Below are 26,127 nucleotides of genomic sequence, written 5' to 3'. Positions count from 1 at the left end.
AATATTCTCAACCTAAAAAACTTTGTGTAATACTTGTAACGCTACATGGAGATTAACTCAATCTAGAGGGTATTAATAATGAATCGTACTAAACTGGTACTGGGCGCGGTAATCCTGGGTTCTACTCTGCTGGCTGGTTGCTCCAGCAACGCTAAAATCGATCAGCTGTCTTCTGACGTTCAGACTCTGAACGCTAAAGTTGACCAGCTGAGCAACGACGTGAACGCAATGCGTTCCGACGTTCAGGCTGCTAAAGACGACGCAGCTCGCGCTAACCAGCGTCTGGACAACCAGGCTACTAAATACCGTAAGTAATAGTACCTGTTAATAAAATGGCGCACATTGTGCGCCATTTTTTTTGTCTGCGTCAAACCCCTACTGCGTCACCTTCTCACCGTCATCTTCCGCGACCGCAGCGGATGTCCGACTGTTCTGTACTGACAACACGTTCTGACGCGCTGACGCGCCGTTATCGGCCGACACGGCTACCGGGATCCCCGCGCGGCGTGACAAGGCTTTATCGATAAGCGCTTTATCACTTCCTGACTGCGAGACAAACGTCGCAAAGTCTGCGGAATGCGAAATGGGTGTCATCTGGGGGTTTTCACCCTCAACCTGCGCCAGCGGACGATGCACTTCAATATAGCGTTTACCGTCAGGCTCGACGGAGAACTTCACCGGCTCATTAATGATTTGCACCCGCGTGCCGACCCGCACCTGCTCAAACAGCGCTTTAATATCCGGCGCGTTCATGCGCATACAGCCGGAGCTGACCCGCAGGCCGACGCTGTCCGGCGCACTGGTGCCGTGGATCAGGTATTCCCCGTGCCCCACGCCTAAACGCAATGCAAAGCGTCCTAGCGGGTTATTTGGCCCGGCCGGGACCACGGGCGGCAATTTGATGCCCTGCTCCAGAGAGCGCGCTCTGATGCCCGGTGTTGGGGTCCAGGTAGGATTAGGGATCTTCTGGCTGACCCGGGTGGTGGTGACCGGCGTTTCAAGTCCCAGTTGCCCAATGCCGAGCGGGAAAACCTGAACGATGTTTTCGCCCGGCGGGAAGTAGTAAAGCCGCAGCTCCGCCAGGTTCACGACAATCCCCTCACGGGGCGTGTCGGGCAACAGCATCTGCGAAGGGATCGTGATCACTGTCCCCGGCGCAGGGTTTACCGGCGCAATAGTATTATTGGCTTCAAGGATAAGCTGCGCTGCAGTATTAAACCGGCGAGCGATGGTCTGAAGTTTATTATCCCCTTCCTGTATCGTGTAGGTTTGATTTTGCCCAATCAGACGGCTGCCTGCGGGCGGCAACGGGTAATCCATCGCGCGGGCCGAATTAAGAGCACCGAGCGAACCCAGGAGTAATAGAGTTATTAGAGACGCGCGCTTCATGCTGAGATTCCTTATTCACTGGCCGGATGCCAGAAAGCTGAAAAACCAGCGAGGCGGGAACCACCTCGCGAAACAGAATGAATGCTGTTCTGTAAGTCTAGCTAAGGATTGCAGCTTTGGCGCGGATGGCGCGAATCATCGCTTCCAGCCCCTGGGAACGGGACGGAGTGAGGTGTTGGGTCAGGGCCATTTTTTCAAACCACGGGCGGACATCAAAAGCGACAATATCCTGCGCTGACATCTGGTGATAGAGAATAAATACCACCGCAATAAGCCCTTTCACAATAGCGGCATCACTGTCGCCCTGTAATTCGATCACGCCGTCGCGCGTCTGCTCCATCACAATCCAGACCTGGCTCTGACAGCCCTGAATAATATTTTCCGGGTTGTGTGCCTCTTCGCTGAGCGGCGGTAAACGCTGGCCCAGTTCAATGATATAGAGGTACTTCTCTTCCCAGTTTGCGCAACGCCCGAAGTTACGCAGTAATTTTTCTTTATCCGGCAAATCTGCCATCTTTCGCCTCTCCGTTAGCCCAGCAACTGGTGAATGCGTTTAAGCCCCGCCACCAGCCTGTCGACCTCTTCCGTTGTGTTGTACATCACCAGCGATGCGCGGCACATCGCCGGCACCTGGTAAAACGCCATCAACGGCATAGCACAGTGGTGTCCGGTACGCACGGCCACGCCGTAATTATCGAGGAAACTGCCCACATCGTATGCATGGTGTTTACCGAGATTGAACGCAATTACCCCCTGGCGGTCCGCCGGGCCGTACAGGGTCAGCGCCGGTACGCTGGCAAGCTCCTGCAGCGCGTAGTGCATCAGCAGTTGTTCGTACTCCTGAATCGCGTCAAGGCCAACAGACGTGACATAGGCGATGGCCGCCCCCAGCCCGATAATCCCGCCGGTATTCGGCGTGCCAGCTTCAAAGCGCCACGGTGCGCGTGCGTAGGTGGTCCCCTCTGAGAGACTGACGGTCGCAATCATCGAGCCGCCCCCTTCCCACGGTGGCATCGCCTGCAGAATATCTTCTTTCACGTACAGCACGCCAATCCCGGTCGGCCCATAGAGCTTGTGCCCGGAGAAGACGTAGAAATCGCAGTCCAGCGCCTGGACGTCGACCGCGTGGTGCATGACCGCCTGCGCACCATCAATCAGCACCTTCGCGCCAGCCTGGTGGGCTTTCTCAATAATCGCTGCCACCGGGTTCTCGGTTCCCAGCACGTTAGAAACCTGGGTCACGGCCACCAGCCGCGTACGCGCATCCAGCAACGCGTCGAGTTGCTCAAGCTGCAGGGTGCCATCAACATTCAATGGGATCACCCTCAGTTGCGCACCGACACGCTCACAGAGCATCTGCCACGGCACGATATTGGCATGGTGCTCCATCTGGGTGATGATGATGTTATCCCCCGCGTGGACCTGCGCGTTGCCCCAGCTGTTGGCAACAAGGTTGATCCCCTCGGTGGTACCACGCACAAACACCAGTTCCTCTGGCGAGCGTGCATTGAGGAAAGTGGCGATTTGGGTACGCACATTTTCCATACGCTGGGTCGCCTCCGCACTCAGGGTGTGGATCCCCCGGTGCACGGCGGCATAACCGTGGCGGTAGAATTCCGCTTCCGCTTCGATCACCTGATTCGGTTTCTGCGCGCTGGCCGCACTGTCCAGATACGCCAGGGGCAGACCGTTCACTTCACGGGTCAGAACCGGAAAATCTGCCCGTACTTTCTCTACGGGAAAACTCATGCTTCGCCTCCAGGCAGACGCTGCCCGATACGGGCCAGCACCTGCTGTTTTAACAGGCCATCGTGCAGCGCTTCCGTCAGTTCAGCGGCAAACGCATAGATAATCATTTGCTGCGCCGCCTGCTGGTCGATACCGCGGGAGCGTAAATAGAACATCTGTTCGTCATCAATTCGCCCGACCGTCGCGCCATGGCTGCACTTCACGTCATCAGCATAGATTTCAAGCTGTGGTTTGGTGTCCACTTCCGCCAGGCGTCCCAACAGCAGGTTGTTGTTGGTCATCTGCCCGTCGGTTTTAATCGCGTGCTGCGCCACGTTAATCAGGCCGTTAAACACCGCCCGCCCTTTGTCGCTGACAATGGTTTTGTGCAGCTGGCGACTGTTACAGTAACCTTTGTTGTGCTCAAGCCAGGTGCGTGTATCGCACACTTGCGTTTTAACCGGCATCGCCAGGCTGTTGATGCGAAGCGTTGTATTCTCGCCGTTAAGCTGCGTGCTGGTGTTGTGGCGCAGTACTGCGCCGCCCAGCAAAAAGCTGTGGCTGTATGCCGCGGCATCTTGTCCAAGCAGCATGTCGTTATGCGCAAAGTGGTGGCTTTGCGGGTTTTCAAACGCCAGTTTGATATGGTGAAGTTGGGCATTGGCGGCAACATGCATTGTCAAACGCGCCCCGGTAAAGTGCCGGGCCTCGTTGAGGCTGACGTAATGCTCAATCACCGTGGCCTCCGCCCCTTCCGCCAGCTCAAGGTGGTGGCGATAGTGAGCAGTGTTGATCTCGTCGCCGTCTGCTCCCTGAGTGATGTGCATCAGCAGCAGTGGTTTTACCGGACGCTGGTTACGCTTAACGCGAATATGCGTCACGCTCCGCGCCAGGCTCTCGGTGAGATGCAGGAAGACCTCGGGCTGTACCGGGGTGCTCAGGCTCTGACGGTCATCGTTAATGGCAATCTCAAACCCGCTGTCCTGGGTGCTGTCACTCAGCTCAGGGCGGAACTGACCATCGACGAAGACCAGACGCACGGCATCCACGGTCAATGCCAGGGCATCGCGCTGCGCCGGGCTGATGTCTGCCAGGCGGGTGACAAACTCGCCGTTCAGCAGGCCATCAAGCGGCGTGTATTTCCAGTTCTCCTGCTTGCGTGACGGCAAACCGAGACGCAGCATCTGCTGCAGGTGCTGTTGCGCCTGTTCCGAGCGCGTATTGCCCTGCGCTTCAAACAGACGGTGCCACTGCTGGAGCGCATTACTGCTGTTCGGTAAGCCAGCCATAACCCTGCTCCTCCAGTTGTTTAACCAGCGTGAAATCACCGGATTTCACAATACGCCCCTGGTAAAGCACATGGACGTAATCCGGCTTGATGTAATCCAGAATACGCTGGTAGTGAGTGACGATGATGAACGCGCGTTTGCCGTCGCGCAGGGAGTTCACCCCGTCGGCGACAATCTTCAGGGCATCGATATCCAGACCGGAGTCGGTTTCATCCAGAATGCACAGTTCAGGCTCAAGGACCGCCATCTGCAGAATGTCGTTACGCTTTTTCTCACCGCCTGAAAAACCGACGTTGACCGAGCGGGTCAGCAGGTCTTCCGGCATTTTCAGTAGCTTAATCTTCTCTTCCATCAGGTCCTGAAAATCAAAGCGGTCCAGCGCTTCCAGTCCGCGATATTTACGTACCGCGTTCAGCGCCGTTTGCAGAAAGAACTGGTTACTCACCCCCGGGATCTCCACCGGGTACTGGAAGGCCATAAAGATACCTTCACCGGCCCGCTCTTCCACCGACATCTCCAGCAAATCTTTGCCGTTAAACTCGACCGACCCGTGGGTCACTTCGTAATCTTCGCGTCCTGCCAGCGTCGCGGAGAGCGTACTTTTCCCGGAGCCATTGGGCCCCATAATGGCGTGGACTTCACCCGGTTTGACGTCAAAATTGAGACCACGCAGGATCTCTTTGTCTTCCACGCTAACCTGTAAATCTTTAATACTTAACATGTGCTTTCCTTAACCGACGCTGTGTTCAAGACTAATAGCGAGGAGTTTCTGAGCTTCAACGGCAAATTCCAGCGGCAGTTCAGAGAACACATCCTTACAGAAGCCGTTCACAATCATTGAGATGGCATCTTCCTCACTGATCCCGCGCTGCAGGCAGTAGAAGAGCTGATCTTCCCCAATACGTGACGTCGTCGCCTCGTGCTCAAGCTGGGCGGTATTGTTACGGCATTCAACGTACGGGAAGGTGTGTGCCCCGCAGTCTGCGCCAATTAACATTGAGTCACACTGGGTAAAGTTTCGGGCATTGGTGGCCGTCGGCATGATTTTGACCAGCCCACGATAGCTGTTCTGACTGTGCCCGGCGGAGATGCCTTTGGAAATAATGGTCGACCGGGTGTTTTTACCGATGTGGATCATCTTGGTACCCGTATCTGCCTGCTGATGGCCGCTGGTCAGCGCCACGGAGTAGAACTCACCGATCGAGTTATCCCCACGCAGAATACAGCTCGGGTATTTCCAGGTGATCGCAGAGCCGGTTTCCGACTGGGTCCAGGACATTTTGCTGTTTTCGCCTTCGCACAGCGCACGCTTGGTCACGAAGTTCAGAATACCGCCGGTGTTGCCATCGCCCGGGAACCAGTTCTGCACCGTGGAGTATTTTACCTCGGCATCTTTATGGATGATGACTTCAACCACCGCGGCGTGAAGCTGGTAGCTGTCACGGACCGGTGCAGAGCACCCTTCAATGTAACTGACGTAGCTGCCTTCATCGGCCACCAGAATGGTGCGTTCGAACTGACCGGTTTTTTCCGCGTTGATGCGGAAATAGGTCGACAACTCCATCGGGCAGCGAACGCCTTTTGGCACGTAGATAAAGGTGCCATCAGACGCTACCGCCGCGTTAAGCGCGGCAAAAAAGTTATCGTTACTCGGCACCACGGTGCCGATGTACTTTTTCACCAGCTCAGGGTGCTCGTGAATCGCTTCGCCGAAGGAGCAGAAAATAATCCCCTGTTCTGCCAGTTTTTCACGGTAGGTTGTCGCCACTGAGACGGAGTCAAAAATGGCGTCCACCGCCACCTCTTTCCCTTCGCGAACGGGCACACCCAGCTGGTTAAATGCCTCTTCCACTTCTTTGCTCAGGAAGCTGTTGTCCGCACCGGTTTGCTGCACCGCGCCAGGCTGTGAGGCGCAGGTATCGTCGCAACTCCCGCAGGATGGCGCAGAGTAGTAGCTGTAATCCTGATAGTTCAGCTTGTCATAATGCGCTTTCAGCCAGTGAGGTTCTTCCATTTCCAGCCACGCCCGGAAGGCGCTCAGACGAAACTCCAGCATCCACTCAGGTTCATTACGCTTGGCCGAGATCGCCCGGACGACATCTTCATTGATGCCTTTCGCCAGTTCATCGGTCTGCAGCTGGGTAAAGAACCCCTCTTTATAATTGAGGTGGCCGCCACTCCAGGTGTTAACATCACTCGTTGCTTCAGTATTACGAGACATAGTACCGCCTATACCCCAAAGCTTTCGCCGCACCCACATTCGTTCTGGGCTTTCGGGTTATGAAATTTGAATAACTGGTTTAAACCTTCACGTACGTAGTCCACTTCCGTGCCGTCAATAAACGGCATGGCCTGCAGGGCGACATACAATTTTGCGCCGTCAGTTTCGAATACCAGATCATCCTTCTCGGGTTCTGTGACGGTATCGAGCACGTAACCGAATCCTGCGCAGCCGGTCTGTTTCACCCCCAGGCGCACGCCGAGGATCTCTGGCTTTTTCGCCACCAGTTCGTGAATATGTGCCGCCGCCGCTGGCGTGAGCGTTAAGCCACGCCAGGCGAAGTCGGCAGGATTGAAGGTTTCTGAATGCAGTTCCATAGGTCCACCTCATCTAATAAGCCCCAGGGCATAACACCATGTTAGTGATAACGATTATCACTTCAACCCTCTGTCAGCAGGGGCATTGGGCTAAATCGCCCTTTTTGCATACTTTTATTAAGCATAGACCCTGTCAGCGGATGCGGGCGGGATGGATTTAATTGTTCAATACTTTGAAAAATAATGGGTTATCGAATCAGAAAAGCGGAGTAAAGGGGAAAAGTAAAATATGCATCGGAAATACCTATTTTTAAGATAGATTTTATCCAGGGGAACGACGAGCAAAAAAAAAAGGCCTTCAAGGCCTGCGGAAATTAATGATGAAAGGAGACAACAAAACCCTGTTCACGCCAGTGGTCAAGCAGTTCCTGCTGACGCGGCGTCGGCGCTTTACCGGTCCAGACGAAAATTCTTTGCCCAGGAAAAAGCTCCGGACGAGGGGAATCAATCGGGTCGGCCAGCACGTCAATATGCCACCCCTTCTGTGCCAGACGCGCAGCCTCAAGCCACAGGTGTGTCCGGTCATCGCACTCCCAGCCTATAAGCAGAGCATCTTTACCGGCTTTCTTACGTGACTCCGCCAGGCTCGCGACAGCAAACTCTATCAGCACACCGTCAAGCAGGCTCGCCATATGACGCACCGTATTTTGATCCTGATTCATTCGCTGACGAACGGGAGAAATAATATTATCGATAAGCGCATCCATCGCGTGATCGCGGCGGAACTCGCCTATTTTGGCGCGCAGCTTTGCCGGGCTGGCATAACGCAAAACCGTCATCATCTCTTCCTGGATTGATGCCCAGTTACCCTGAGTCATCACTTCTTTGTTTTCCAGCAAGCCTTTGACTTTGCCGACCGAAACGCCGCTTTTCATCAGGCGTTTGATCTCTTCAATACGCAGGATATCTTCATCGTCAAACTGACGATGGCCCCCTTCGCTTCGCTGCGGCTTCAACAATCCATAACGGCGCTGCCAGGCACGCAGCGTAACGGGGTTGATACCGCATCGTTCGGCCACTTCGCCGATACTGTAATAGGCCATTAACTCCCTCACGCTTAGAACTTCCATACCCAACCAGACCAACCTTATCAGATTGTACAAACCATTTGTATAACTAAGGCCTCTTTTTGAGCGGGTGAAGGGTATACAAGTTCCTTCACCCGTTAATGTATTGTTGTACAAATTTTGCCGCGCGTACAGTCAAGCTTGCAGGTTTATGTACAGCTTTCTCAAAATTCAAACTTCTTCTCTGGCCACGCGATCGCCGGAATTCCCCCGTGACGCGGGCTGGCAAACAGGTGCCCCTGGAACTGGGAAATGCCTGCAGACTCCAGCCACATCCACTCTTCAGGCTTCTCAACGCCGACGGCACAGAACTGGATCTCCAGCGAGGAACAGCAGGTGATAATCGCCTGAATGATGGCCTGCCGCGGGCCGCTTTTGTGCACATTCGCGACCAGATCGCGGTTAATCTTAATTCTGTCAGGCTGGAATTGCGCCAGTAACTGCAGACCGGCAAAACCGGCACCAAAGTGATCGATGGTTACGCTGATACCGGCACTTTTTAGCTGCCTGACCGAATGGGTAAACTCTTCAAAACGGGAAATCGCTTCGCTCTCGGTGAATTCCACCACAATCTGCTCCGGCACAAAGCCATTCGCGTCAATGGCCGTCAGCAGGAAATCCACGGCGCCAGGCACGTTGACCAGCGTCATGGGCAGCAGGTTAATGGATAATGTCTGATCCTGTAATCCCAGAGCGCTCGCCATGGAGAGCGCAACCTGCTTGCTTTTCAAATCAGAGGCGTACACCTCTTCACGAGGAATTTGGGCAAAATAGGCCCCAGGCGATTCACCGGTGGGCGTGCGGATCAAGGCCTCCCAGGAGACGACCTGCTGCATAAACGGATCCACGATAGGCTGGAACGCAAAGCTGCAATCCGCGCCTTTAGCCACCACCTCCGGTTGCGCCGATAAAGGCGTCTCTTCCGGGATAAAATCCCAGGCATCTGCAGGCGGCAGTTCAAAATAGTTGGCTTTCTCCGTGGCCTCCACGAAGGTGCGGAAAAACTGCAGGGCGCGATCGCTATATGTCAGCTGATACCTACTGGTGCCTTTGTCGAGAACCTGCTGAAGCACCTCTTCCCTGTCGAACTGACGCAAGTCAAAAAGCTCCATGCCAACCTTGCCGAAGCGTCGGGAGGGGCCGTGATCGCGCATCAGCTCCACCACGTTATGGTGGCGCGTGTCCTGGCAAATCTGCTCGTAAATGGATGAAACGTTTTCCGCTGGGCCTTCGAGCAACTGAAAAAAATGCGTGCCGTTAAACAGCAAGATCCCCGTGACATTGGATTGCCGGTTTTTACTATTTGCAGCAGCTACCATGTTTTCCAGCGCTTTCACTGGAACGTCCTCGCAGATATGACTGCGGTATATGATGGTTGTAAGCATGCTTATCCTGAAGGGGGTTAGGGGTTGGCCACAAAAACACGTCGGTAAACATCTGTTATAGCATATTAATTACGTGACAAATAATTTACATCTCAACCATTTACGGCACCTAACGCATCCGTTTCCTGCGTTGTACAACTTATCCATCACCGTGCGTATTGTACAATATATTCTGTAACGGAAATGCTTCATTTTTATGACTCAACAGACTGATAAACATAGAATTTATAAAATATATCACAATTATTTTAAAAAATTGTACATTTTCTATGTACAGATTTGGAAATTGTGTATACCTTAAATGTAACGTTAGTGATTACATTTTTTTACAGGAGCGAAACATGCAGCAGAAGGATTATGTCGCAGATTCAGCAGCAGCGATCGCGCACTACTTCGAGAAGGCCGCGCTTCCTACCCAACAGGAGACGCTCGGTCAGGTCGTGGTTGAGATTCTTAGCGACGGGCGAAATCTGAATCGCAAATCGCTCTGTACCAAACTCTTAAGCCGCCTCGAAAAGGCCGATGGGCCTGAAGAGGAACAGCATTACCACATGCTGCTTGGTCTGCTTTTCGAACGGTAATGTTATGAACAGCAGTGATGCAGACCGACTGATTGACCAGCTTATCGGTGAAGCCGTTCTTTCTCTTTTGAAAGAGCGAGGCCCCGTCACAACCGAAGCTCTGGTTCAGCGTCTGCGGGATATGAAAGCGCATGAAAAGGATCCCCAGCGGCGGGAGACACTTGCGATGGTGATTGCCGATATCGGTTCAAACAACATCGCCCTGAAACGTCGCAGAACCGCGCAAGGACGAACGGATAGAGAGGGATCTCTCAACGTTAAAAGAGACAATGTAGTGCCGTTATTTGGAAATGGAAAACCGTCCGATCCCAGAAAAATACATTGACTGCAATTTTACAGCTACGGTGAGAACAAATGAGACAAAATATTCAGCTTCAACCCGAATACCATTCCGCTTTTTTAGAAAGCGCGCTGTCGGAATATTTCCGTCACGCAGGCGATCGTTTTGCTGAAGAGTCCGCTGTTTTTTCTACTGCAGTACGCTGTGTTCTGGCTTCTGAAGGACACCTGTCCAACAAAGCGATCATTTTGTGGCTGATCCAGACGCTGGAATCCACAAACGACGTTGTGCAGGCAGATGTCATTCGTAAGACCCTGGAAATCGTTGTGGGTCACACCATGGACGATCTCTAAAAACCCTCCCCTCTGTGAAGGCTAACGTGTCATCGTCAAAACTGACGATCGGGCTGACGATGACACGTTCCCTCCTCGTATAACACCCTGTAAAACCTACAAAGTAAATATGGCATGGTTCCTGCTTACTCCCGTTTACGGGACTGGGCTACCCAGTCAACTTTGCTTCATTTCTTAACAGGTCTGTTATTGATGAAAAAAATCGCCAGCGTCTGCCCCTACTGTGGTGCAGGCTGCAAATTAAACCTTGTCGTCGAAAATAACCGTATCCTCCGTGCCGAAGCGGCCGAAGGCGTAACAAACCAGGGCACCCTGTGCCTGAAAGGCTTTTATGGCTGGGACTTCCTGAACGATACGCGTCTGCTTACCCCCCGTCTGACTCAGCCCATGATCCGCTACCACAAGGGAGAGGCTTTTACCCCCGTCACCTGGGAAGAGGCGATCCGCTATACCGCCCATAAACTCAGGAGCATAAAAGAGCAGTATGGCCCGCGGTCCATCATGACCACCGGTTCCTCCCGGGGAACAGGGAATGAAACGAACTATGTGATGCAAAAATTTGCCCGTGCGGTACTGAATACCAACAACGTGGACTGCTGCGCGCGCGTCTGTCACGGCCCTTCTGTTGCCGGGTTACAGGAAACCCTCGGCAACGGTGCAATGAGCAATTCCATTAACGATATTGAAAACTCAAAATGCCTGCTGGTGTTTGGCTATAACTGCGCCGATTCACACCCCATCGTCGCCCGTCGGGTCTTAAAAGCCCGCGAAAATGGCGCGAAAATCATCGTCTGCGATCCCCGTCGCATTGAAACCGCACGCATTGCCGACCAGCACCTGCAGCTGAAAAACGGCAGTAACATGGCGCTGGTCAATGCGTTTGGCTATGTCCTTCTGGAAGAGGAGCTGTACGACAAAAACTACGTCGCGCGCTTTACCGAAGGGCTTGACGCTTATCGGGAAACGGTTAAAGACTACGCGCCCGAAAACGTCGAACATCTCACCGGCATTCCAGCCCGGGATGTGCGTCAGGCGATGCGGACGTTCGCGGCTGCGCCTTCCGCCACCGTCATGTGGGGCATGGGCGTAACGCAGTTTGGTCAGGCTGTAGACGTGGTCAAAGGTCTCTCCAGCCTGGCGCTGCTGACCGGAAATCTTGGTCGACCTGCCGTCGGCGTTGGGCCAGTACGTGGTCAAAACAACGTTCAGGGCGCGTGTGATATGGGCGTTCTGCCCAATATGTTCCCGGGGTATCAGGACGTTACGGACCCGGCGGTCCGGCAGAAATTCGCCACTGCCTGGGGAATCGATGTCGGGATTATGGACAAAGAGGTTGGAACGCGTATCACCGAAGTCCCTCACCTTGCGCTGGAAGGTAAGGTAAAAGCCTATTACATCATGGGCGAGGATCCGCTGCAGACTGAAGCCGATCTGGGGCTGGTGCGCCGCGGTTTTGAAGCACTCGATTTTGTGGTGGTTCAGGACATCTTTATGACGAAAACGGCGGAAGTGGCGGATGTTCTGTTACCTGCCACATCGTGGGGAGAACACGGGGGCGTCTTTACCTGTGCCGACCGCGGTTTCCAGCGTTTCGGTAAAGCCATTGAGGCCAGCGGCAACGTGAAACGTGACTGGGAGATCATCAGCCTGCTTGCTACCGAAATGGGCTATCCGATGCATTACGCATCCAACCAGCAGATCTGGGACGAGATGCGCGAGCTCTGTCCGCTGTTCTATGGCGTGACATATGAAAAAATGGGTGAAATGGGCCATGTGCAATGGCCGTGTCCAACGCTCGATCACCCGGGGACGCCGTATCTCTATAAAGATAACCAGTTCGATACGCCGAGCGGCAAAGGCCAGCTTTTTGCGTCTGCCTGGCGCGCGCCTGCCGAGATCCCGGACGAAACGTATCCGCTGGTGCTCTGCACCGTGCGCGAGGTCGGCCACTACTCCTGCCGTTCAATGACCGGCAATTGCGCCGCGCTGCAAAGCCTTGCCGACGAGCCAGGCCGTGTACAAATGAACCCCCTTGATGCGGACAACCTGGGCATTAAAGACGGACAGCTGGTGTGGGTGCATTCCCGTCGGGGCAAAGTCATTACCCGTGCCAGCATCAGCGAGCGCATCAACGCCGGTGCGGTTTATATGACCTACCAGTGGTGGATTGGCGCCTGTAACGAACTGACGCAGGATAACCTTGACCCGGTCTCCAAAACCCCAGAAACCAAGTATTGTGCGGTTAAGCTTGAGGCAATTGAAGATCAACGCTGGGCGGAAGACTTTGCGGCGTCGTCTTATCAGACCATGAAGACGCGGTTAATCACGGCGGTGAACGTCTGAGGAAAAAGAGGCTCGCCACGGCGAGCCTCTTTATACGTTAGCCAATGAGCAGCAGGCACGAGAGGTCGTCCCCACCGTTAATCTTATCGATAGCAAAATCCATACGGGCATCAATGGTCTGATTGTGCAGGGTCTTTTCTGAGAAGCTGGCGATAGTTTTCATGACCATCTGCTGGTCCAGTTGTTCATCCATTGATTTGACGCTCAGGAAAATTTTCAGGTAGAAAAAGTCCAGAACGATGCGATAAAACTGACGCATAATGGTGGCGGTATTCTTACCCGGGAAATAGCCGCTGTAGAGTTTGTACAACAGATAGTTGCGTAAAACGTACGGCTCTGACAGACAGGATTCCTGGCAAAGTTTCCCCCACTGCTGGTTAATCGCGTCGAATTTCTGCGCCAGACTGGCGGGATCGCTGTCATGGCTGAAATTCAAAAAGTCAGCAATTTGCCGATGCCCTTCGTTGATATACCCATCCCGTGCAGAATCTCGCGCCACGTTCGTGCCGAGGATCGACAACGCCAGATATTTCATCGCATTTGATCGCCCGACATTGCTTTCAGAGAGCAGCGATTTACCGCTCTGCAACGCTTCCAGCAAGGCTTCGTAAAAGCGTTCAACCTGCTCATACTGATTGTGCAAATCGAAGTTCACATGCTGTAAGGTCAGGATCAACTGAGCCAGCGCCATCAAATTTTCTTCAACATTCCTCGCTGGCGACTGGATTATTTTCCACGCAAGGAGATGAATGACCTGGCTGCTTTGAGGCATAGACTGACGCTGACCAATCAGATTGGTTTTATAAACGGCCAACAGTTCATCCTGCTCCTGCAATAACATCGCGTCGGGGTCGAAGAGAACCCGCCTGACCACTTCCGGACATGAAAGGGTCATGCTGTGGCGAGTTTCATCCAGATAGCGGGTTGAGCTTCGGGGATAAGTACTGCAGGTGTGCGATAAGGCACTTTCACCTAAATCACGGTGTACCATACAGAGCTTATTTTCATCGATAAACGGACACTCCCCTTTTTCATCCAGTTTAATACGGGAATAGTTTACTTTGCCTTTACGCTGCAGAATCAGATTGTCTTTGGCTATTGCAGCGATACCAGGATGCGTTGATGAAAGATATTTTTGATGTGTTTTTTTATCAATGGAAATTGTCCAGCCGCGGCAGCAGGAAATTAAACATTCCGGCCCCACACACTTGAACCTGGTCACAAAAATCGGTTTCAGGGTTTTATGAATTTGCATCGCTAATTAATCGTTATATAAAACGTAAAAATAACATGCTGCAGATGCAACTCTAAAGTTTCATAACCGAACACTTGTTTCCGTTATTCCTGTCATCAATAAAAGTGTCTTTACGCCTCCAGACAGGGGCGGTCCTGTAAACCCTGTCTCACAGAATCACGAAAAATATTGGGGGTGCCGTTTTTCTTCACCATCCTGTTGAGCAGCGCGATAAGCTCATAATCACTTCGCAGGTTAAATTTTTGCATGATCATGTACTTGTGCGCAAAAACGGTCTTATAGCCGATCTGTAACGCGTCTGCCGTCTGCATAACGGATAAGCCTTTATACAGGTTCATGACGATGCGTATTTGCTGCGGTGATAATATCTTATGCTCGCAATCGAAACAGGACGTTTTCTGCAGCACATGCCCCTTCAACTGCGTTTTACGCCACGCGCACCCTACCGTCTCGCCAATCATGTCAAGAGAGGCCCTGCGGGAGATGAAAATAATATCCTGATAACAGGATTGCGACGCCGTAGACCGTTGCTCATCGTCAACCCAGCCGATCACAATGCCTTTTTGCCGTGACTGTAATTCCGGAAAACAGGTCAGGGTTTCTCCCTGGCATAAAGAGAGGACAATAATATCCGCCGTGCTGACGTTATGCGGCGTCATTTCATAATCAAAGTGAATACAGTCATTAAAATTACGCCAAAAGAAATCCATAAAAAAATACTGCAGACCAGACTGAAATAACGAATCCGTCTCGCTAATTAAAATATTCAACATAGACCACACCGACGGGAAGCAAAAATGCGCGTGAAATCCCGCGCGACTTAATTGTATTGCAGCGTAATGACCACCACTGCGCTGAGGGTGCCGGGCGTCGCCCTGCCTCCGGTGGATATAACCGCAGCCTGCATGGCCATCTTCGCCGTCCGGTCTGAGGCAACATATTCCGTCATGCTGGAGCCGTTCCCTTTCAGTATGCCACTTCCGGCCTCGCGCATTGCTATCGCCACGTGGGTGGCCGTACCGCGGTTAATGTAATAGTCGGCGCCGGCAACAGGGTCGGGTGTACCCGTAAAGGTAGCGGTGACGCTACGCGTCCCCACCGGACATTGGGTAAATAACAGATCAAACGTAACCGGGTCTGAGGATGATCCTGGCGTCACCATATTACTCGCCTGGATATTGCCCAGATTAATATCGAGATTCGTATTGCCGTTATTAAACAGGCAGGGTGAGGCCACGATATTTCCGGTGACCCCGATATTTACGCTGTCTGCACATAGCGCTTTGCCGCACAGTAAACCCGACACAAGCAACGCCGCGGGAATTATTTTCATCATCTCACCGGTTATTGATAGGTTATCGTAAGCGTGGCTGACGCATTTGCCGAGCCTGATTCCACGGTGGTTAACGTCTGGTAATAGCGCGCGGTTAACGGGAGCGTCTCCTGTCCTCCCGCAGACTGTTTTAATAACAGGCGACCGTTCATTACCAAAGGAGAACCGTTATAAAGTAGCTGAACCCCTACCCCTTTTGCCGTACCGGCATTCCCCTGACCGGTTAATGCCATGACGCTGGTATTGGCGCTGTCCGGATTTTGCATACCGCTGAGTGACACACTGATATTGGTGCCGGCACTGCAGGTTAACCCCAGATTTTGCGTATTTTGGGCGCCGGATGGCGTGGTTCCAATAACGGAGCCAAACGATGAGGCCGGAATATCGCCTATCGGGAACGTCAACTGCGCCGTCGTTATCGTGCATGCCAGCGCATTAATTGTGCCGTCAGTTAACTGGACCGTCAGACCGTCACGATAAACACCGTCACTTCCCTGAAGCGCCACGGTTCCGATAACGCCCGGCGTTAAAGCGCCCGACGTTACCGGGCCGGTCACCACCAGCTCAACTTTTCCACCAAACCAATCCACATACGACGTCACCGCGTTATACGAAAACGTGTAAGCCGGGTTTTCAAAATAATTCCCCGAGGAAAAGCGAATACCAATACCGCTGACATTGGTGGCATAAACATGGTTACCGTAGCTGCTCAGGTTCCCATTGTTATATCGCATACTGAATCCCAGCATCAGCGGGTTAGAACATCCCGTTAAATAGGTTCCCGTTGATGAAGCAGCGCGAGAAAAAATAATGGTGCCCACGGGGGCATCACGCTGCACGTTAATCGTGCCCACAGATATCGTCGATATTTGCGGCGTGATGGTTGTACAGGTGCCGGCACGGGCGCTATTCCACCCGCTCAGTAAACAGAGCAGGATCAGAGATAAAGCAAATTTCATTTTTAACCTTCCTGGCGGCAAAGCGCGTTAACGTCGGTTATTCCGCCGTAGGTGGGTTGTGCAGGCAGGCTAAACTGCGCGCGGCACTGCTGACCGGGTTGATTTCCCCAGGTTGCCACGATTTCTCCCTGTCCGGGCAGTCCCGTTAAATAGACCTGACCACGGTCGCCCACAATAAAGCTGCTGTTGCTGTCGCCTTTGAGCGTGACGACCGCACCAAACGGAACGGCATATTGCCCGTCGGACAGGGTCATTAGCACCCGGCGCCCGATTTTAGACACATAATCGGCTTCCACTATCGCCCCGCGAGTCGGTGTTACGGTGCGCGTATTAATCTCAAGTTCCACGTCATCCGGCATAGTTTCCGGCTCAAGAGTGATGTCGTTTTTTCGGTATACCGACAGATTGTTAACCACCGTATACCCGCGGTAATCCGTACGAACCCCGGGTTGATTGCGAATATCGACACCGTGTGCACCCGGCGCTTTCACCAGGATATTGGTTTCACCGAGCGGCTGCGAAAGCGTGATGCCGTCACGGTGAGCAATGACGCCCCCCTGCAACCCGTAATTCAGGCGCTCGCTGTGTTTGTCGTAGCTGTAGCCCGCGACAATTTCGCCATAGGTGCCTTTATAGTCGCCGTTCAGGTTGCCGGTATTTCCCGTGCCCTGTGTGCCATAACCTTGCTGCACGTTCCAGTTCAGGGCACTGTTTTCCAGAGACACGCCGTTCAGCCCGACCACGTGCGTCGTGCCGTTGTGCTTACTGGCGTTCATGCCATAGTTAGCCCAGGTACGCGGCAAGAATTTGTCCAACGGTACGCTGACGTTAAAGGCCAGCAACCGATCGTGGTCCGCGTTTTGCGCGCTCCCGCGTCCATTCTTGCTGTAGGTCCAGGTCAAACCGTAACTGACGTTGTTCCAGTCATTGTTGTAGCCCACGCTCCAGGAGGCCATCGCCTGACCAGAATTCCAGTAATCTTCGCGTGCGGCGCTGAGCGTCAGTGAACCCAGCGCGCCGCCCAGCGCCTGGCTCATGGTTAGTTCAGCACGGTTACGCCGCCGATCCTGCAGGGCGCTGCTGTCGCCGTAGGAATCCAGCACGTCCTGCATCCCGTAATAGCCACGGGTTGAATATCGGTATCCCGCAATTGAAAAGTTTGTCCCGGTCTTCGCCATATTTTTGCTGTAACGCGCGCGCAAGGACTGACCGGATGTTTTGTCGGTGTTATTCGGCGTTGACCAGGCCTGGGTCACGTCGGCAGAGATCGCGCCGATATCCCCCATATTTTTACCGACGCCAAACGCCACTGAACGGTATTTATCAGACCCCTGCATCCCGCCGTAAACGGTGATGCCGTGCTGAATCCCATAAATACCGGTGATTTGACCAAAGGACGTTTTCTCCACGCGGCTGTTGTAGGCGCGATACTGCCCGGCCGTCACCGCATACTTCAGTCGTCCTTCCCGCTGCAGGACCGGCAGCGAGGCATAAGGCAGCGTGAAATGCTGCTCACTCCCGTCAGCCTCTTTAATGGTCACATCCAGATCGCCTGCGCCGCCGGTGGGATACATGTCCGAGATTTCAAACGCGCCTGGCGCCACGTAGCTCTGATAAATTTGATAACCATTCTGGCGGACCACCACCTGCGCATTGGTTCGCGCGATGCCGCGGACCACGGGCGCATAACCTTTAAGAGAGTCCGGCAGCATGTCATCATCCGAGGCCAGCTGACCGCCGCGAAATGGCATACTGTCGAAAACATCCGCCGGTGCGGTACTGTCCCCAATAATCAGCTGTGCTTTCAGCGGAATGACGGCGCGCTGCGCATAGGTATATACGTTGTCCCACCGATCCTCACCGGTGGAATCCCGAGACCAGGTGGTGTAATTACGTAAGCGCCACGGCCCGATATTGACCCCGGGGCGCAGGTTGGCGTACTGGCTATCATTCTGGCTGCCGCGAGTGTTCTTCGCCCACGCGTTTGCGCCGCTCAGACTGTAATTAAGCATGGCGGCATTAATCCCCTCATCCCACATCTCTGGCGGAACCGCGTCCCTGGCTGGCAGGTCGATGGCGGCCTGAGGAATGCTGATCACCAGCCGCTGTGCGCCAAACTGAAAATCGCTACTGGCCTGCGGGATCGCCTGAAGGTTTGCGCATTCACCGTTGTTCGCCGCCAGCTGCGGGAAAAGCGTGGTTCTTACGCCCCACTGTTTTAACTGGTCAAGACTCAGGCACGGCCGGAGGACGTCATTGCCCTTTTCGTCTTTTACTGCAGTAAAGGTGATATCGCGGGTCGCCATTAGTTGGTCATCAAGAACAATATCGACGTGATAGGTGCCGGGTGCCTGCGATCCGGATTCAAATGCCGATAAATCCGTTCTCCCTCTTCCTGGATTATCAAGTTCAACCAGTTCGGCATTAAATGTCTCACCGGCAAAAAGCGCCTGCGATGAACCTGCAAGTATTAATCCGATCACTGTCGCCAGGGGTGCAGGTCGAGCCCGAAAATAGTGTATTGCCATCGCTTTTAACTCATTTATGACAGGCAATGCCCGCGTTTCACCGGTTATAAGGTTGCCTGATGCGCCCCCCCAGGGCTGCCGAAGTCATTAATCACTTTAAACGTCAGTACACTGCCGCTGGCCCCTTGCGGTAACGTGAAACGGACTGAGCCACCGGGTAAGACATACGACACGTCATCGATTTTTTTACCTCCAAGGGTGATTTCATTAAAATTGATGACATACGCGGTCGGGTTATTAACCTGAAGTTCATTCCCGGTTCTGCGCCAGCGTAATTGACTGGCCTGTTCGTCAGGCGTGGACGCGTGCAGCTCAGCGGGCCGATAAATCAGTTTGATGCGCGTTTTAACCGCAATTTGTAATGCGTTCATCTGCGTTGAGGCAGACGGAATCGCTTTAATATTCAGCCAGAATAAACTTTCCCGATCCTGAGGCAGTGCCCCCGTCATCACGATGCGCTCAACGTTTTTTTGCCCGCCATCCAGACGATACAAAGGCGGCGTAATAATAAAAGGCACCTTGCCTGACGCCCCTTCCTGCACGTCGATCCATGACTGAATTAAATACGGCGTACCATCAGGGTTATTCACACTGAGTGACGTTTCCTTTTTAGCGCCATCAAAAATAATGCGCGTACCACCAATAATGACGCCGGCATGAGCCGTTGACAGCATCAGAGATAACAACGCTGTTGCCAGTAAAGGGGTTCTGAAAAAATACATTCTGTTCCTCATTAAATTGGGGGCCGGGGCGGCCCCGACGTTCAGGCAAAAGAGCTAGTTATAAACCACCGAGAAGTTGGCGACAGAATTCGCCGGGCCCGCCGTGACGCTGGCCGTGGTCGAAATATACTGGGCATAGAAATTGAGCGTATTGTCTGCAGAGCTGCTGAGCATGTAGGTGTAACCATTGCTGCCATGCAGAGGCAGGTCGGCTTTATCCGCGGTCATCAGGTTGATCGCCACGCCCGTTGCGGCACCCGCCACGGAGGTGTCAATGGCCAGAAGATTGCTATTAGACGCATCCGGAGTACCGTCAAAGCGCACTTTGGCATTCGTGACCGAGACCGGACAGTTTTTCAAAATAATATCGAATTTCGTTGCCGCGGTTCTCGCCCCCGTCGCGGTAAACTCTGTTTTATAATAATCCCCAAGTACAACCACCTGGTTCAGCGATGCCACATCAACATCACAGGCAGAATCCAGAATATTTCCGTTAAAATTAACGGTACCTGCAGCGGCAAACGCATTGGCCATTGTCAGTACGGAACCTGCTGCGATCGTTGCCAGAAGAAGTGTTTTTTTCATCATGCTATATCCTGTATCACTTTATTTATTATTAACATTCAGACAAAAAGACGCGTCGGTTTTTTCACCCACTTAATGTTTTGTCTTTTACAGACAGCAGCAAAAAAAATGAAATAATTTTATTTCATTAAACGTCTGAAGACGCATATGACTTGCTGTCGATGAAATAAAATTTATACAACTCCGTTGACGTCGACAATCATTTTCGGAGTCTTTCCGTAGACCCGTAATTAACAAAAATAAAACATTGTAAATAAGGAATGCCTTATGCATATAACGGGCAGTCTATTAATAGACCGGAGTGTTAAGATCATTAAATTCAAAATGTTAGTCAGGATAATATTGAAAGTCTACTTTTAGACCTGTGCTGCATATTCCCGTAGTCGCTGTTTTTTAAGATAATTCTCTACGCCGGTCACCCATGATCGCAATGAAAGCAGTGGAGCACCTTATGAACACGCGAATGACAGCGGTCCTCACCGATGTAAAATCTACCGTACTGGATTTAAAGCCGTATGCCCATATTGATAAGTTAATCAGTACTGTGCTGCCTTTTACGGAAAGGCATATTCTCGCGAAAGGCGAAATTATTCAGTATCACAATAATGATGTTCGCCTCTGTTTTTTGCTGTTACACGGCAGCGTTGCGCTGCATCGTCGTGGCGATGGTATTGTTTTAAACTCAGAGTCCTCACCTTTTATTCTGGGTGTCAGCAGCCAGTTCTCCTCTGAACATCTGTACGTCAGAGCGCTTGAAACCTCAGAAATAGCGCATGTCTCTCTGGATAATTTTAATAAGATCGTGGCGGAAAAAAACTTATGGGAACATTTTTCAAAGCTACTCATCTATACCGCCTCCCGGGTATACGAGCACTGCGCGCAAATATCGCAGATGTCAGCCTATGACATTATCCGGTTTCAGCTGGTCGAACTGATGCAGGAGCCAGATGCCGTACGGAAAAACATCACGGCGGCAGCGTATATCAAGAGTCGAACCTACCTTTCACGCAGTGGGATTATGCGTATTCTCGCGGAACTGCGTACCGGAAAGTACATCACGATGGAGCGTGGCGTGCTGCTGGAAATCCGTCATTTACCACGTAAATACTGATTAGCCTCGTGTTTACGATAAGGAGTAACGCTATAATCAGGGGGGTTATCGCTACGGGTTATAGGTTATGTCCTCTACTGAAAAAACGCATCGTGGTTCTCCTTACGCGCGAGAACTGATTTCATTCCTGCAACCCTACTGTACCACGCGCAATGTCGCTCCCGGCGAACAGCTGGATCTCCAGGTTAATGGCCAGAGCGTGTGCTATTTGATCTTCGAAGGCACCGTTGCTATCTACCGCAGAAGCGACAACATGATGCTCACCACCGCACGTAGCCCGGCGCTTTTTGGCCTCGCCAATCTGACAGACATCTACTTCAATGATTATCTGAAAACCGTGACCCCCTGCCTGACGGGTATGCTTACCACCGCTCAGGTGGAAGCCGTTATCAAAGAGAATGGGTTATGGGGGTTGCTGTCTAAGCACCTGATGTTTGTTTATAACCGGCTATACAATAATGTGATGCCTCAGGGCGCGCCCACGGCCTATGAGATGATTCGCCAGCAATTGATAAAGCTGATGGATGAAGATGAGAGTTATCGCAACGCCATCACCGCAGAGCGGTATATTCGCGAAAAAACCCAGCTGTCGCGCAGCGGGGTGATGCGTATTCTGGCGGATTTGAAAACAGGCGGGTTCATTGAGATAGAAGAAGGCAGGCTCGTTAAAATCAATAAACTGCCTGCCCGGTACTGAACGTCAGATACAAAAAAGACCGCTGACGCGGCCTTTTTTTACTGTCACGATCAATGGACGTGAACGCCCAACCGCCAGGCAAAGTAGATCTCTTCTTTAAGCTCATTTGAAGAGAGCGCCAGCAAATCTGTGAACTCCAGTTCAAGCTGTTTCAGCTTTTTCAGGTACTGCGCCGGAGACAGGTTGCTTTTATCACGACGTAAATATTCAATTGCCAGCTGTGTTGGGGTTATTTCAGTATCCATGATGTCCTCGCTTATGTACAAAACCTGACCAGTATATCACAAGAGGCTGGCTAGTTTTTGACCAAAGGCAAAACATCTGAAAACTTTACACGACCGCCGTCGTCAATCTCGACGAACAGCAGAGCCGATCCTGCTCGTCAAGAATGTCAATCTGCCACACCTGATGGCGGCTACCGGCATGTAGCGCCCGACAAACGCCGCGCACCCGTCCACTTCGCACCGAGCGAATATGGTTCGCGTTCACCTCCAGCCCGACGACCTTTTGCTCCCCTTCGGTGCAAAGATAGCCCGCCACGGACCCCAGGGTTTCGGCCAACACGACGGATGCGCCGCCGTGCAATAAACCAAACGGCTGATGCGTGCGATGATCGACAGGCATCGTGGCCTCCAGTTCATCCTCGCCAATATGCGTGAACTGAATGTCCAGCAGCCCTACCATATTCCCCTCGCCCATGGCATTCAGCGCCTGCAGCGTCACGGCTCGTTTCCAGATCATCCAATTATCTCCAGTAAAGCCTGTAATGGGTGACGCACTCCGTTCCCTTCAACCCGTTTCACCTGGCTTCGGCAGGAGTAGCCCGTGGCCAGACAACGGTTCCTCGGCAAACGCTGCATCGCCTGATGCCACGACAACTCATAGATACCGAGCGAGTTCTCGTGGTTTTTCACTTCGTGCCCGTAGGTACCTGCCATGCCGCAGCAGCCCACGTTGACGCTCTCAAGCTTCGCCCCGAAGCGGGCAAAGATAGAAGCCCACTGCGCCGGGGCGCCCGGCAGTGCCGTCACTTCCGTGCAGTGGCCGAACAGATACCACGATTCACCGCTCACATCCTTCACGGTCGCCTGTTGCAGCGCCGCCGGCAGCCACTCGTGCACCAGCATGACGTGGAAATCACCGCGTTGCTCCCCCAGCGTCTGTTTATACTCATCGCGGTAGCAGAGCACCAGCGCCGGATCGACACCGACCATCGGCATCCCTAGCTGCGCCACCCGGTTGAGGAAGTCAGCGGTTTTCCGCGCCGTTTTCGCAAAACGGGTAAGGAAACCTTTAATGTGCTGCGCTTTGCCGTTTGGTGAGAACGGCAGTACCACCGGCTGATAGCCCAGTTTTTCTACCAGACGGATAAAATCGGCTACCACCTGGGCATCGTAGTAGCTGGTAAACGGATCCTGCACCACCAGCACCACCTTGGCTTTCTGCTCAGGGGTCAGCGCCTCAAGCTGCTCCAGCGTCATGTTCGCCGAGCGGTGCCCCACGAGCTGACGCTGTAGCGAAGGGACTGACAGCAGCGGCAGGTCCACCATCCCGATATGTTTTTCGGAAAGCTTTCGCACCAGCGGCTGATTGATGAAGAAGTTAAAGGTCTTCGGCGCACGCGCCATCAGCGGGGCATAGCTCTCCACCGTCGCCACCAGATGGTCACGCATTGGACGCAGATAGCGGGTATGGTAAAGCTGCAGGAAGCGTGAGCGAAACTCCGGCACATCAATCTTGATCGGACACTGGGTTGAGCAGGCTTTACAGGCCAGGCAGCCGGACATGGCCTCCTTCACCTCGTGGGAGAAATCATACTCGCCTTTGTTCGCATGCCAGCTGTTGCGGGTACGTTCAATCAGCGAGCGCAGACTGGCGCGTTTTTCCGGTAATTCCTGTTCCAGCTTCAGCGGATCAACCCCGCGGTCGGCCAGCAGACGCAGCCATTCGCGGACCAGCGTTGCGCGGCCTTTGGGCGAGTGAATGCGGTTACTGGTAATTTTCATCGACGGGCACATTGGGCTTTTCACGTCGAAGTTGAAACACAGACCGTTACCGTTACACTCCATTGCACCACGCCAGGAGGCGCGCACCGCAATCGGGATTTGTCTGTCATAGGTGCCGCGCTTGACGGCATCCACCTGCAGCATTGGGGCATCGACGCCCTCTGGCGGGCAAATTTTACCCGGGTTGAGACGGTTATCCGGATCGAATGCCGCTTTGACCTTACGCAGCTCAGCGTAGAGCGCTTCACCGAAGAACGCCGGGCTGTACTCCGCGCGGAACCCTTTCCCGTGTTCTCCCCAGAGCAGACCGCCATATTTCGCGGTCAACGCCACCACATCGTCGGAGATCTGTTTCATCAGGATCTCCTGCTGCGGATCGCACATGTCCAGCGCCGGACGCACGTGCAGCACCCCGGCATCCACGTGGCCGAACATGCCGTAGCTCAGACCGTGGCTGTCCAGCAGGGCGCGGAACTCAACGATGTAATCCGCCAGATGCTCAGGCGGGACGCAGGTGTCTTCAGCAAAGGGAATCGGTTTGGCCGCCCCCTTCGCGTTGCCCAGCAGCCCCACTGCTTTTTTACGCATCGCGTAAATACGCTCAATGCCGGAGAGTTCGCTGCAAAGCTGCCAGCCAATCACCCCACCTTCACCTGCTGCAATCAGTTCGTCCAGCCGCTGACAGAGCGTGGTGACCTGGCTTTCAATCAGCGCTTCGTCATCGCCGGCAAATTCAACGATGTTGAGACCCAACATCTCTTTATCAGGTACATCGGTGATAAGCTCACTCACCGAGTGCCAGACGATGTCTTCCCGAGCCAGATTAAGCACTTTAGAGTCGACGGTTTCCACCGACAGCGCCCGCGCGTCAACCATAAAGGGTGCATTTCGCAGGGCAGAATCGAAGGAGTTGTATTTGACGTTCACCAGCCGACGCACTTTCGGCAGCGGCGTAATGTCCAGCCGCGCCTCGGTAATAAATGCCAGCGTCCCTTCGGAGCCGGTCAGCACGCGGGTTAAATCAAACTGCGTCAGGTCATCGTTAAAGACATGACGCAGATCGTAGCCGGTTAAGAAGCGGTTCAGTTTAGGGAATTTGTCGAGGATCAGCTGGCGGTTATCGCGACAGCGCTCAAGCACGGTGCGGTAAATCCGCCCGTTGGCCGTGTTGTCTTTACCCAGCGTTTCCGCCAGTTCGACCGGCATCGGCTGGGTATCCAGGATATCGCCGCCCAGCAGCACCGCGCGCACGCCAAGAACGTGATCGGAGGTTTTACCGTAGACCAGCGACCCCTGCCCGGAGGCATCGGTGTTAATCATCCCACCGATTGTCGCACGGTTGCTGGTAGAGAGCTCGGGGGCAAAGAAGTAACCATAAGGCTTGAGGTACTGGTTAAGCTGATCTTTGATGACGCCCGCTTCGACACGCACCCATCCTTCTTCGGGATTGATCTCAATGATGCGGTTCATATAGCGCGACATATCAATGATGATGCCCTGGTTCAGCGCCTGACCATTGGTGCCGGTGCCGCCGCCGCGTGGCGTGAACACCAACGAGGTAAATCGCTCCTGCGTTGCGAGCCGCGCAATAAGCGCCACATCGGCCGTTGAACGGGGAAACACGACTGCATCGGGAAGAAGCTGGTAGATACTGTTGTCGGTCGCCATTGTCAGCCTGTCGGCATAATGTGTGGCGGTATCACCTGTAAAACCCTGTTGCTCCAGTGCCTGCAAAAAATTAAGCACCAGCTGAACGACGCCAGGTGCCTGAGAAATCTGTGGGATCATTACTGTCGACCCTAATTAGAGGTGTGAAATCGTTTGCGTGTATCGTAAAAGTTTTATCACATTTTTTTCTTATACGCTCTGCAGAATTACAGGCAGAATTCGCCTGTCAAAAATCGCTGAAATCATTAAT

General features: G+C 53.2%; 26 protein-coding genes. 7 read left to right on the top strand and 19 right to left on the bottom strand.

Annotated elements, in window-relative coordinates:
• Window positions 1–78: 78 nt before the first annotated feature.
• Entirely contained in the window at window positions 79–315 is a 237-nt protein-coding gene (gene lpp / locus BH714_RS05665) for a murein lipoprotein Lpp (RefSeq protein ID WP_001082307.1), read from the top strand.
• 60 nt (window positions 316–375) lie between these two features.
• Here the strand turns inward: lpp and ldtE are convergent, their stop codons facing one another.
• The 9 genes from ldtE to BH714_RS05620 all read right to left on the bottom strand — a co-directional run bounded on the left by ldtE (window position 376) and on the right by BH714_RS05620 (window position 9,456).
• Entirely contained in the window at window positions 376–1,389 is a 1,014-nt protein-coding gene (gene ldtE, locus BH714_RS05660; protein WP_020884361.1) for a L,D-transpeptidase LdtE, read from the bottom strand.
• A 97-nt stretch (window positions 1,390–1,486) separates the two neighbouring features.
• Window positions 1,487–1,903 (bottom strand): cysteine desulfuration protein SufE, encoded by a 417-nt coding sequence (sufE, locus tag BH714_RS05655; protein WP_025204370.1) that lies wholly within the window; start codon window positions 1,901–1,903, stop codon window positions 1,487–1,489.
• 14 nt (window positions 1,904–1,917) lie between these two features.
• Entirely contained in the window at window positions 1,918–3,138 is a 1,221-nt protein-coding gene (gene sufS, locus BH714_RS05650) for a cysteine desulfurase SufS (RefSeq protein WP_020884363.1), read from the bottom strand.
• Window positions 3,135–4,406 (bottom strand): Fe-S cluster assembly protein SufD, encoded by a 1,272-nt coding sequence (gene sufD, locus BH714_RS05645; protein ID WP_040017285.1) that lies wholly within the window; start codon window positions 4,404–4,406, stop codon window positions 3,135–3,137. The genes sufS and sufD overlap by 4 nt, the downstream gene beginning before the upstream one ends.
• The gene (sufC, locus tag BH714_RS05640; RefSeq protein WP_020884365.1) at window positions 4,381–5,127 is read right to left on the bottom strand and encodes a Fe-S cluster assembly ATPase SufC; all 747 of its coding nucleotides are present in this window, start codon (window positions 5,125–5,127) and stop codon (window positions 4,381–4,383) included. Before sufC ends, sufD begins: the two co-directional genes overlap by 26 nt.
• 9 nt (window positions 5,128–5,136) lie before the next feature.
• A complete protein-coding gene (gene sufB / locus BH714_RS05635; RefSeq protein ID WP_020884366.1) occupies window positions 5,137–6,627 on the bottom strand; it encodes a Fe-S cluster assembly protein SufB in 1,491 nt (496 codons plus the stop codon).
• Window positions 6,628–6,635: 8 nt separating this feature from the next.
• Window positions 6,636–7,004 carry a Fe-S cluster assembly scaffold SufA gene (gene sufA, locus BH714_RS05630; RefSeq protein ID WP_008500631.1) on the bottom strand — a complete coding sequence of 123 codons (369 nt, stop codon included), beginning with the start codon at window positions 7,002–7,004 and terminating at the stop codon, window positions 6,636–6,638.
• Between the two features lie 314 nt (window positions 7,005–7,318).
• Window positions 7,319–8,047, bottom strand: coding sequence for a MerR family transcriptional regulator (locus BH714_RS05625; protein ID WP_020884367.1), 729 nt, complete (start codon window positions 8,045–8,047; stop codon window positions 7,319–7,321).
• 188 nt (window positions 8,048–8,235) lie between these two features.
• Window positions 8,236–9,456: a diguanylate phosphodiesterase gene (locus tag BH714_RS05620; protein ID WP_025204373.1), complete on the bottom strand. Its 1,221-nt coding sequence runs from the start codon at window positions 9,454–9,456 to the stop codon at window positions 8,236–8,238.
• A 341-nt stretch (window positions 9,457–9,797) separates the two neighbouring features.
• Here BH714_RS05620 and ycgZ point away from each other — a divergent pair, with 341 nt between their 5' ends.
• The 4 genes from ycgZ (at window position 9,798) to fdhF (ending at window position 13,013) form a co-directional block, all read left to right on the top strand.
• Window positions 9,798–10,037, top strand: a complete 240-nt coding sequence (ycgZ, locus tag BH714_RS05615) for a regulatory protein YcgZ (protein ID WP_020884368.1) — start codon at window positions 9,798–9,800, stop codon at window positions 10,035–10,037.
• Window positions 10,038–10,041: 4 nt separating this feature from the next.
• Window positions 10,042–10,362 carry a hypothetical protein gene (locus tag BH714_RS05610; RefSeq protein WP_020884369.1) on the top strand — a complete coding sequence of 107 codons (321 nt, stop codon included), beginning with the start codon at window positions 10,042–10,044 and terminating at the stop codon, window positions 10,360–10,362.
• Between the two features lie 29 nt (window positions 10,363–10,391).
• A complete protein-coding gene (locus tag BH714_RS05605; protein ID WP_014169732.1) occupies window positions 10,392–10,670 on the top strand; it encodes a biofilm development regulator YmgB/AriR family protein in 279 nt (92 codons plus the stop codon).
• A gap of 192 nt (window positions 10,671–10,862) precedes the next feature.
• On the top strand, window positions 10,863–13,013 hold the full coding sequence (gene fdhF, locus BH714_RS05600) for a formate dehydrogenase subunit alpha (RefSeq protein WP_040017283.1): 2,151 nt from the start codon (window positions 10,863–10,865) through the stop codon (window positions 13,011–13,013).
• 37 nt (window positions 13,014–13,050) lie between these two features.
• On the opposite strand, the gene fliB is transcribed toward fdhF, so the two are convergent.
• From fliB to BH714_RS05565, 7 genes are all read right to left on the bottom strand, one after another.
• Window positions 13,051–14,268 (bottom strand): flagellin lysine-N-methylase, encoded by a 1,218-nt coding sequence (gene fliB, locus BH714_RS05595; RefSeq protein WP_040017282.1) that lies wholly within the window; start codon window positions 14,266–14,268, stop codon window positions 13,051–13,053.
• A gap of 110 nt (window positions 14,269–14,378) precedes the next feature.
• Window positions 14,379–15,041 (bottom strand): helix-turn-helix transcriptional regulator, encoded by a 663-nt coding sequence (locus BH714_RS05590; RefSeq protein ID WP_040017281.1) that lies wholly within the window; start codon window positions 15,039–15,041, stop codon window positions 14,379–14,381.
• 47 nt (window positions 15,042–15,088) lie between these two features.
• Window positions 15,089–15,604 carry a fimbrial protein gene (locus BH714_RS05585; RefSeq protein WP_014169728.1) on the bottom strand — a complete coding sequence of 172 codons (516 nt, stop codon included), beginning with the start codon at window positions 15,602–15,604 and terminating at the stop codon, window positions 15,089–15,091.
• 8 nt (window positions 15,605–15,612) lie between these two features.
• A complete protein-coding gene (locus BH714_RS05580; protein WP_020884374.1) occupies window positions 15,613–16,560 on the bottom strand; it encodes a fimbrial protein in 948 nt (315 codons plus the stop codon).
• A 2-nt stretch (window positions 16,561–16,562) separates the two neighbouring features.
• The gene (locus tag BH714_RS05575; RefSeq protein WP_040017280.1) at window positions 16,563–19,088 is read right to left on the bottom strand and encodes a fimbria/pilus outer membrane usher protein; all 2,526 of its coding nucleotides are present in this window, start codon (window positions 19,086–19,088) and stop codon (window positions 16,563–16,565) included.
• A gap of 44 nt (window positions 19,089–19,132) precedes the next feature.
• The gene (locus BH714_RS05570; protein WP_020884376.1) at window positions 19,133–19,810 is read right to left on the bottom strand and encodes a fimbrial biogenesis chaperone; all 678 of its coding nucleotides are present in this window, start codon (window positions 19,808–19,810) and stop codon (window positions 19,133–19,135) included.
• A gap of 54 nt (window positions 19,811–19,864) precedes the next feature.
• A complete protein-coding gene (locus BH714_RS05565; protein WP_025204380.1) occupies window positions 19,865–20,395 on the bottom strand; it encodes a fimbrial protein in 531 nt (176 codons plus the stop codon).
• A gap of 451 nt (window positions 20,396–20,846) precedes the next feature.
• Between BH714_RS05565 and BH714_RS05560 the strand changes: the two genes are divergently transcribed.
• A complete protein-coding gene (locus BH714_RS05560) occupies window positions 20,847–21,506 on the top strand; it encodes a winged helix-turn-helix transcriptional regulator (protein WP_025204381.1) in 660 nt (219 codons plus the stop codon).
• 67 nt (window positions 21,507–21,573) lie between these two features.
• Window positions 21,574–22,203 carry a winged helix-turn-helix transcriptional regulator gene (locus tag BH714_RS05555; protein ID WP_040017278.1) on the top strand — a complete coding sequence of 210 codons (630 nt, stop codon included), beginning with the start codon at window positions 21,574–21,576 and terminating at the stop codon, window positions 22,201–22,203.
• 50 nt (window positions 22,204–22,253) lie between these two features.
• Here BH714_RS05555 and BH714_RS05550 read toward each other — a convergent pair whose 3' ends face one another.
• The 3 genes from BH714_RS05550 to ydiJ form a co-directional block, all read right to left on the bottom strand.
• Window positions 22,254–22,448: a YdiH family protein gene (locus BH714_RS05550; RefSeq protein ID WP_003857766.1), complete on the bottom strand. Its 195-nt coding sequence runs from the start codon at window positions 22,446–22,448 to the stop codon at window positions 22,254–22,256.
• A gap of 85 nt (window positions 22,449–22,533) precedes the next feature.
• On the bottom strand, window positions 22,534–22,944 hold the full coding sequence (menI, locus tag BH714_RS05545) for a 1,4-dihydroxy-2-naphthoyl-CoA hydrolase (RefSeq protein WP_040017277.1): 411 nt from the start codon (window positions 22,942–22,944) through the stop codon (window positions 22,534–22,536).
• Window positions 22,941–25,997 carry a D-2-hydroxyglutarate dehydrogenase YdiJ gene (gene ydiJ, locus BH714_RS05540; protein ID WP_040017276.1) on the bottom strand — a complete coding sequence of 1,019 codons (3,057 nt, stop codon included), beginning with the start codon at window positions 25,995–25,997 and terminating at the stop codon, window positions 22,941–22,943. The genes menI and ydiJ overlap by 4 nt, the downstream gene beginning before the upstream one ends.
• Window positions 25,998–26,127 lie beyond the last annotated feature (130 nt).

The sequence above is a fragment of the Enterobacter ludwigii genome (genome assembly GCF_001750725.1).
Classification (GTDB): Bacteria; Pseudomonadota; Gammaproteobacteria; order Enterobacterales; family Enterobacteriaceae; genus Enterobacter; species Enterobacter ludwigii.
Note: the sequence above shows the minus strand (reverse complement) of the source record. Positions and strands in the feature narration are given on the sequence as shown.

What these genes read in the sequence shown, in the direction of transcription:
- ydiJ (WP_040017276.1), bottom strand. Translation starts at nt 25,997, where the DNA reads ATGATCCCACAGATTTCTCAGGCACCTGGCGTCGTTCAGCTGGTGCTT.
- BH714_RS05570 (WP_020884376.1), bottom strand. Translation starts at nt 19,810, where the DNA reads ATGTATTTTTTCAGAACCCCTTTACTGGCAACAGCGTTGTTATCTCTG.
- sufD (WP_040017285.1), bottom strand. Translation starts at nt 4,406, where the DNA reads ATGGCTGGCTTACCGAACAGCAGTAATGCGCTCCAGCAGTGGCACCGT.
- BH714_RS05610 (WP_020884369.1), top strand. Translation starts at nt 10,042, where the DNA reads ATGAACAGCAGTGATGCAGACCGACTGATTGACCAGCTTATCGGTGAA.
- BH714_RS05605 (WP_014169732.1), top strand. Translation starts at nt 10,392, where the DNA reads ATGAGACAAAATATTCAGCTTCAACCCGAATACCATTCCGCTTTTTTA.
- ycgZ (WP_020884368.1), top strand. Translation starts at nt 9,798, where the DNA reads ATGCAGCAGAAGGATTATGTCGCAGATTCAGCAGCAGCGATCGCGCAC.
- BH714_RS05550 (WP_003857766.1), bottom strand. Translation starts at nt 22,448, where the DNA reads ATGGATACTGAAATAACCCCAACACAGCTGGCAATTGAATATTTACGT.
- BH714_RS05560 (WP_025204381.1), top strand. Translation starts at nt 20,847, where the DNA reads ATGAACACGCGAATGACAGCGGTCCTCACCGATGTAAAATCTACCGTA.
- sufC (WP_020884365.1), bottom strand. Translation starts at nt 5,127, where the DNA reads ATGTTAAGTATTAAAGATTTACAGGTTAGCGTGGAAGACAAAGAGATC.
- fliB (WP_040017282.1), bottom strand. Translation starts at nt 14,268, where the DNA reads ATGCAAATTCATAAAACCCTGAAACCGATTTTTGTGACCAGGTTCAAG.
- BH714_RS05590 (WP_040017281.1), bottom strand. Translation starts at nt 15,041, where the DNA reads ATGTTGAATATTTTAATTAGCGAGACGGATTCGTTATTTCAGTCTGGT.
- lpp (WP_001082307.1), top strand. Translation starts at nt 79, where the DNA reads ATGAATCGTACTAAACTGGTACTGGGCGCGGTAATCCTGGGTTCTACT.
- BH714_RS05555 (WP_040017278.1), top strand. Translation starts at nt 21,574, where the DNA reads ATGTCCTCTACTGAAAAAACGCATCGTGGTTCTCCTTACGCGCGAGAA.
- BH714_RS05575 (WP_040017280.1), bottom strand. Translation starts at nt 19,088, where the DNA reads ATGGCAATACACTATTTTCGGGCTCGACCTGCACCCCTGGCGACAGTG.
- sufA (WP_008500631.1), bottom strand. Translation starts at nt 7,004, where the DNA reads ATGGAACTGCATTCAGAAACCTTCAATCCTGCCGACTTCGCCTGGCGT.
- BH714_RS05565 (WP_025204380.1), bottom strand. Translation starts at nt 20,395, where the DNA reads ATGAAAAAAACACTTCTTCTGGCAACGATCGCAGCAGGTTCCGTACTG.
- sufB (WP_020884366.1), bottom strand. Translation starts at nt 6,627, where the DNA reads ATGTCTCGTAATACTGAAGCAACGAGTGATGTTAACACCTGGAGTGGC.
- menI (WP_040017277.1), bottom strand. Translation starts at nt 22,944, where the DNA reads ATGATCTGGAAACGAGCCGTGACGCTGCAGGCGCTGAATGCCATGGGC.
- ldtE (WP_020884361.1), bottom strand. Translation starts at nt 1,389, where the DNA reads ATGAAGCGCGCGTCTCTAATAACTCTATTACTCCTGGGTTCGCTCGGT.
- fdhF (WP_040017283.1), top strand. Translation starts at nt 10,863, where the DNA reads ATGAAAAAAATCGCCAGCGTCTGCCCCTACTGTGGTGCAGGCTGCAAA.
- BH714_RS05580 (WP_020884374.1), bottom strand. Translation starts at nt 16,560, where the DNA reads ATGAAATTTGCTTTATCTCTGATCCTGCTCTGTTTACTGAGCGGGTGG.
- sufS (WP_020884363.1), bottom strand. Translation starts at nt 3,138, where the DNA reads ATGAGTTTTCCCGTAGAGAAAGTACGGGCAGATTTTCCGGTTCTGACC.
- BH714_RS05585 (WP_014169728.1), bottom strand. Translation starts at nt 15,604, where the DNA reads ATGATGAAAATAATTCCCGCGGCGTTGCTTGTGTCGGGTTTACTGTGC.
- BH714_RS05620 (WP_025204373.1), bottom strand. Translation starts at nt 9,456, where the DNA reads ATGCTTACAACCATCATATACCGCAGTCATATCTGCGAGGACGTTCCA.
- BH714_RS05625 (WP_020884367.1), bottom strand. Translation starts at nt 8,047, where the DNA reads ATGGCCTATTACAGTATCGGCGAAGTGGCCGAACGATGCGGTATCAAC.
- sufE (WP_025204370.1), bottom strand. Translation starts at nt 1,903, where the DNA reads ATGGCAGATTTGCCGGATAAAGAAAAATTACTGCGTAACTTCGGGCGT.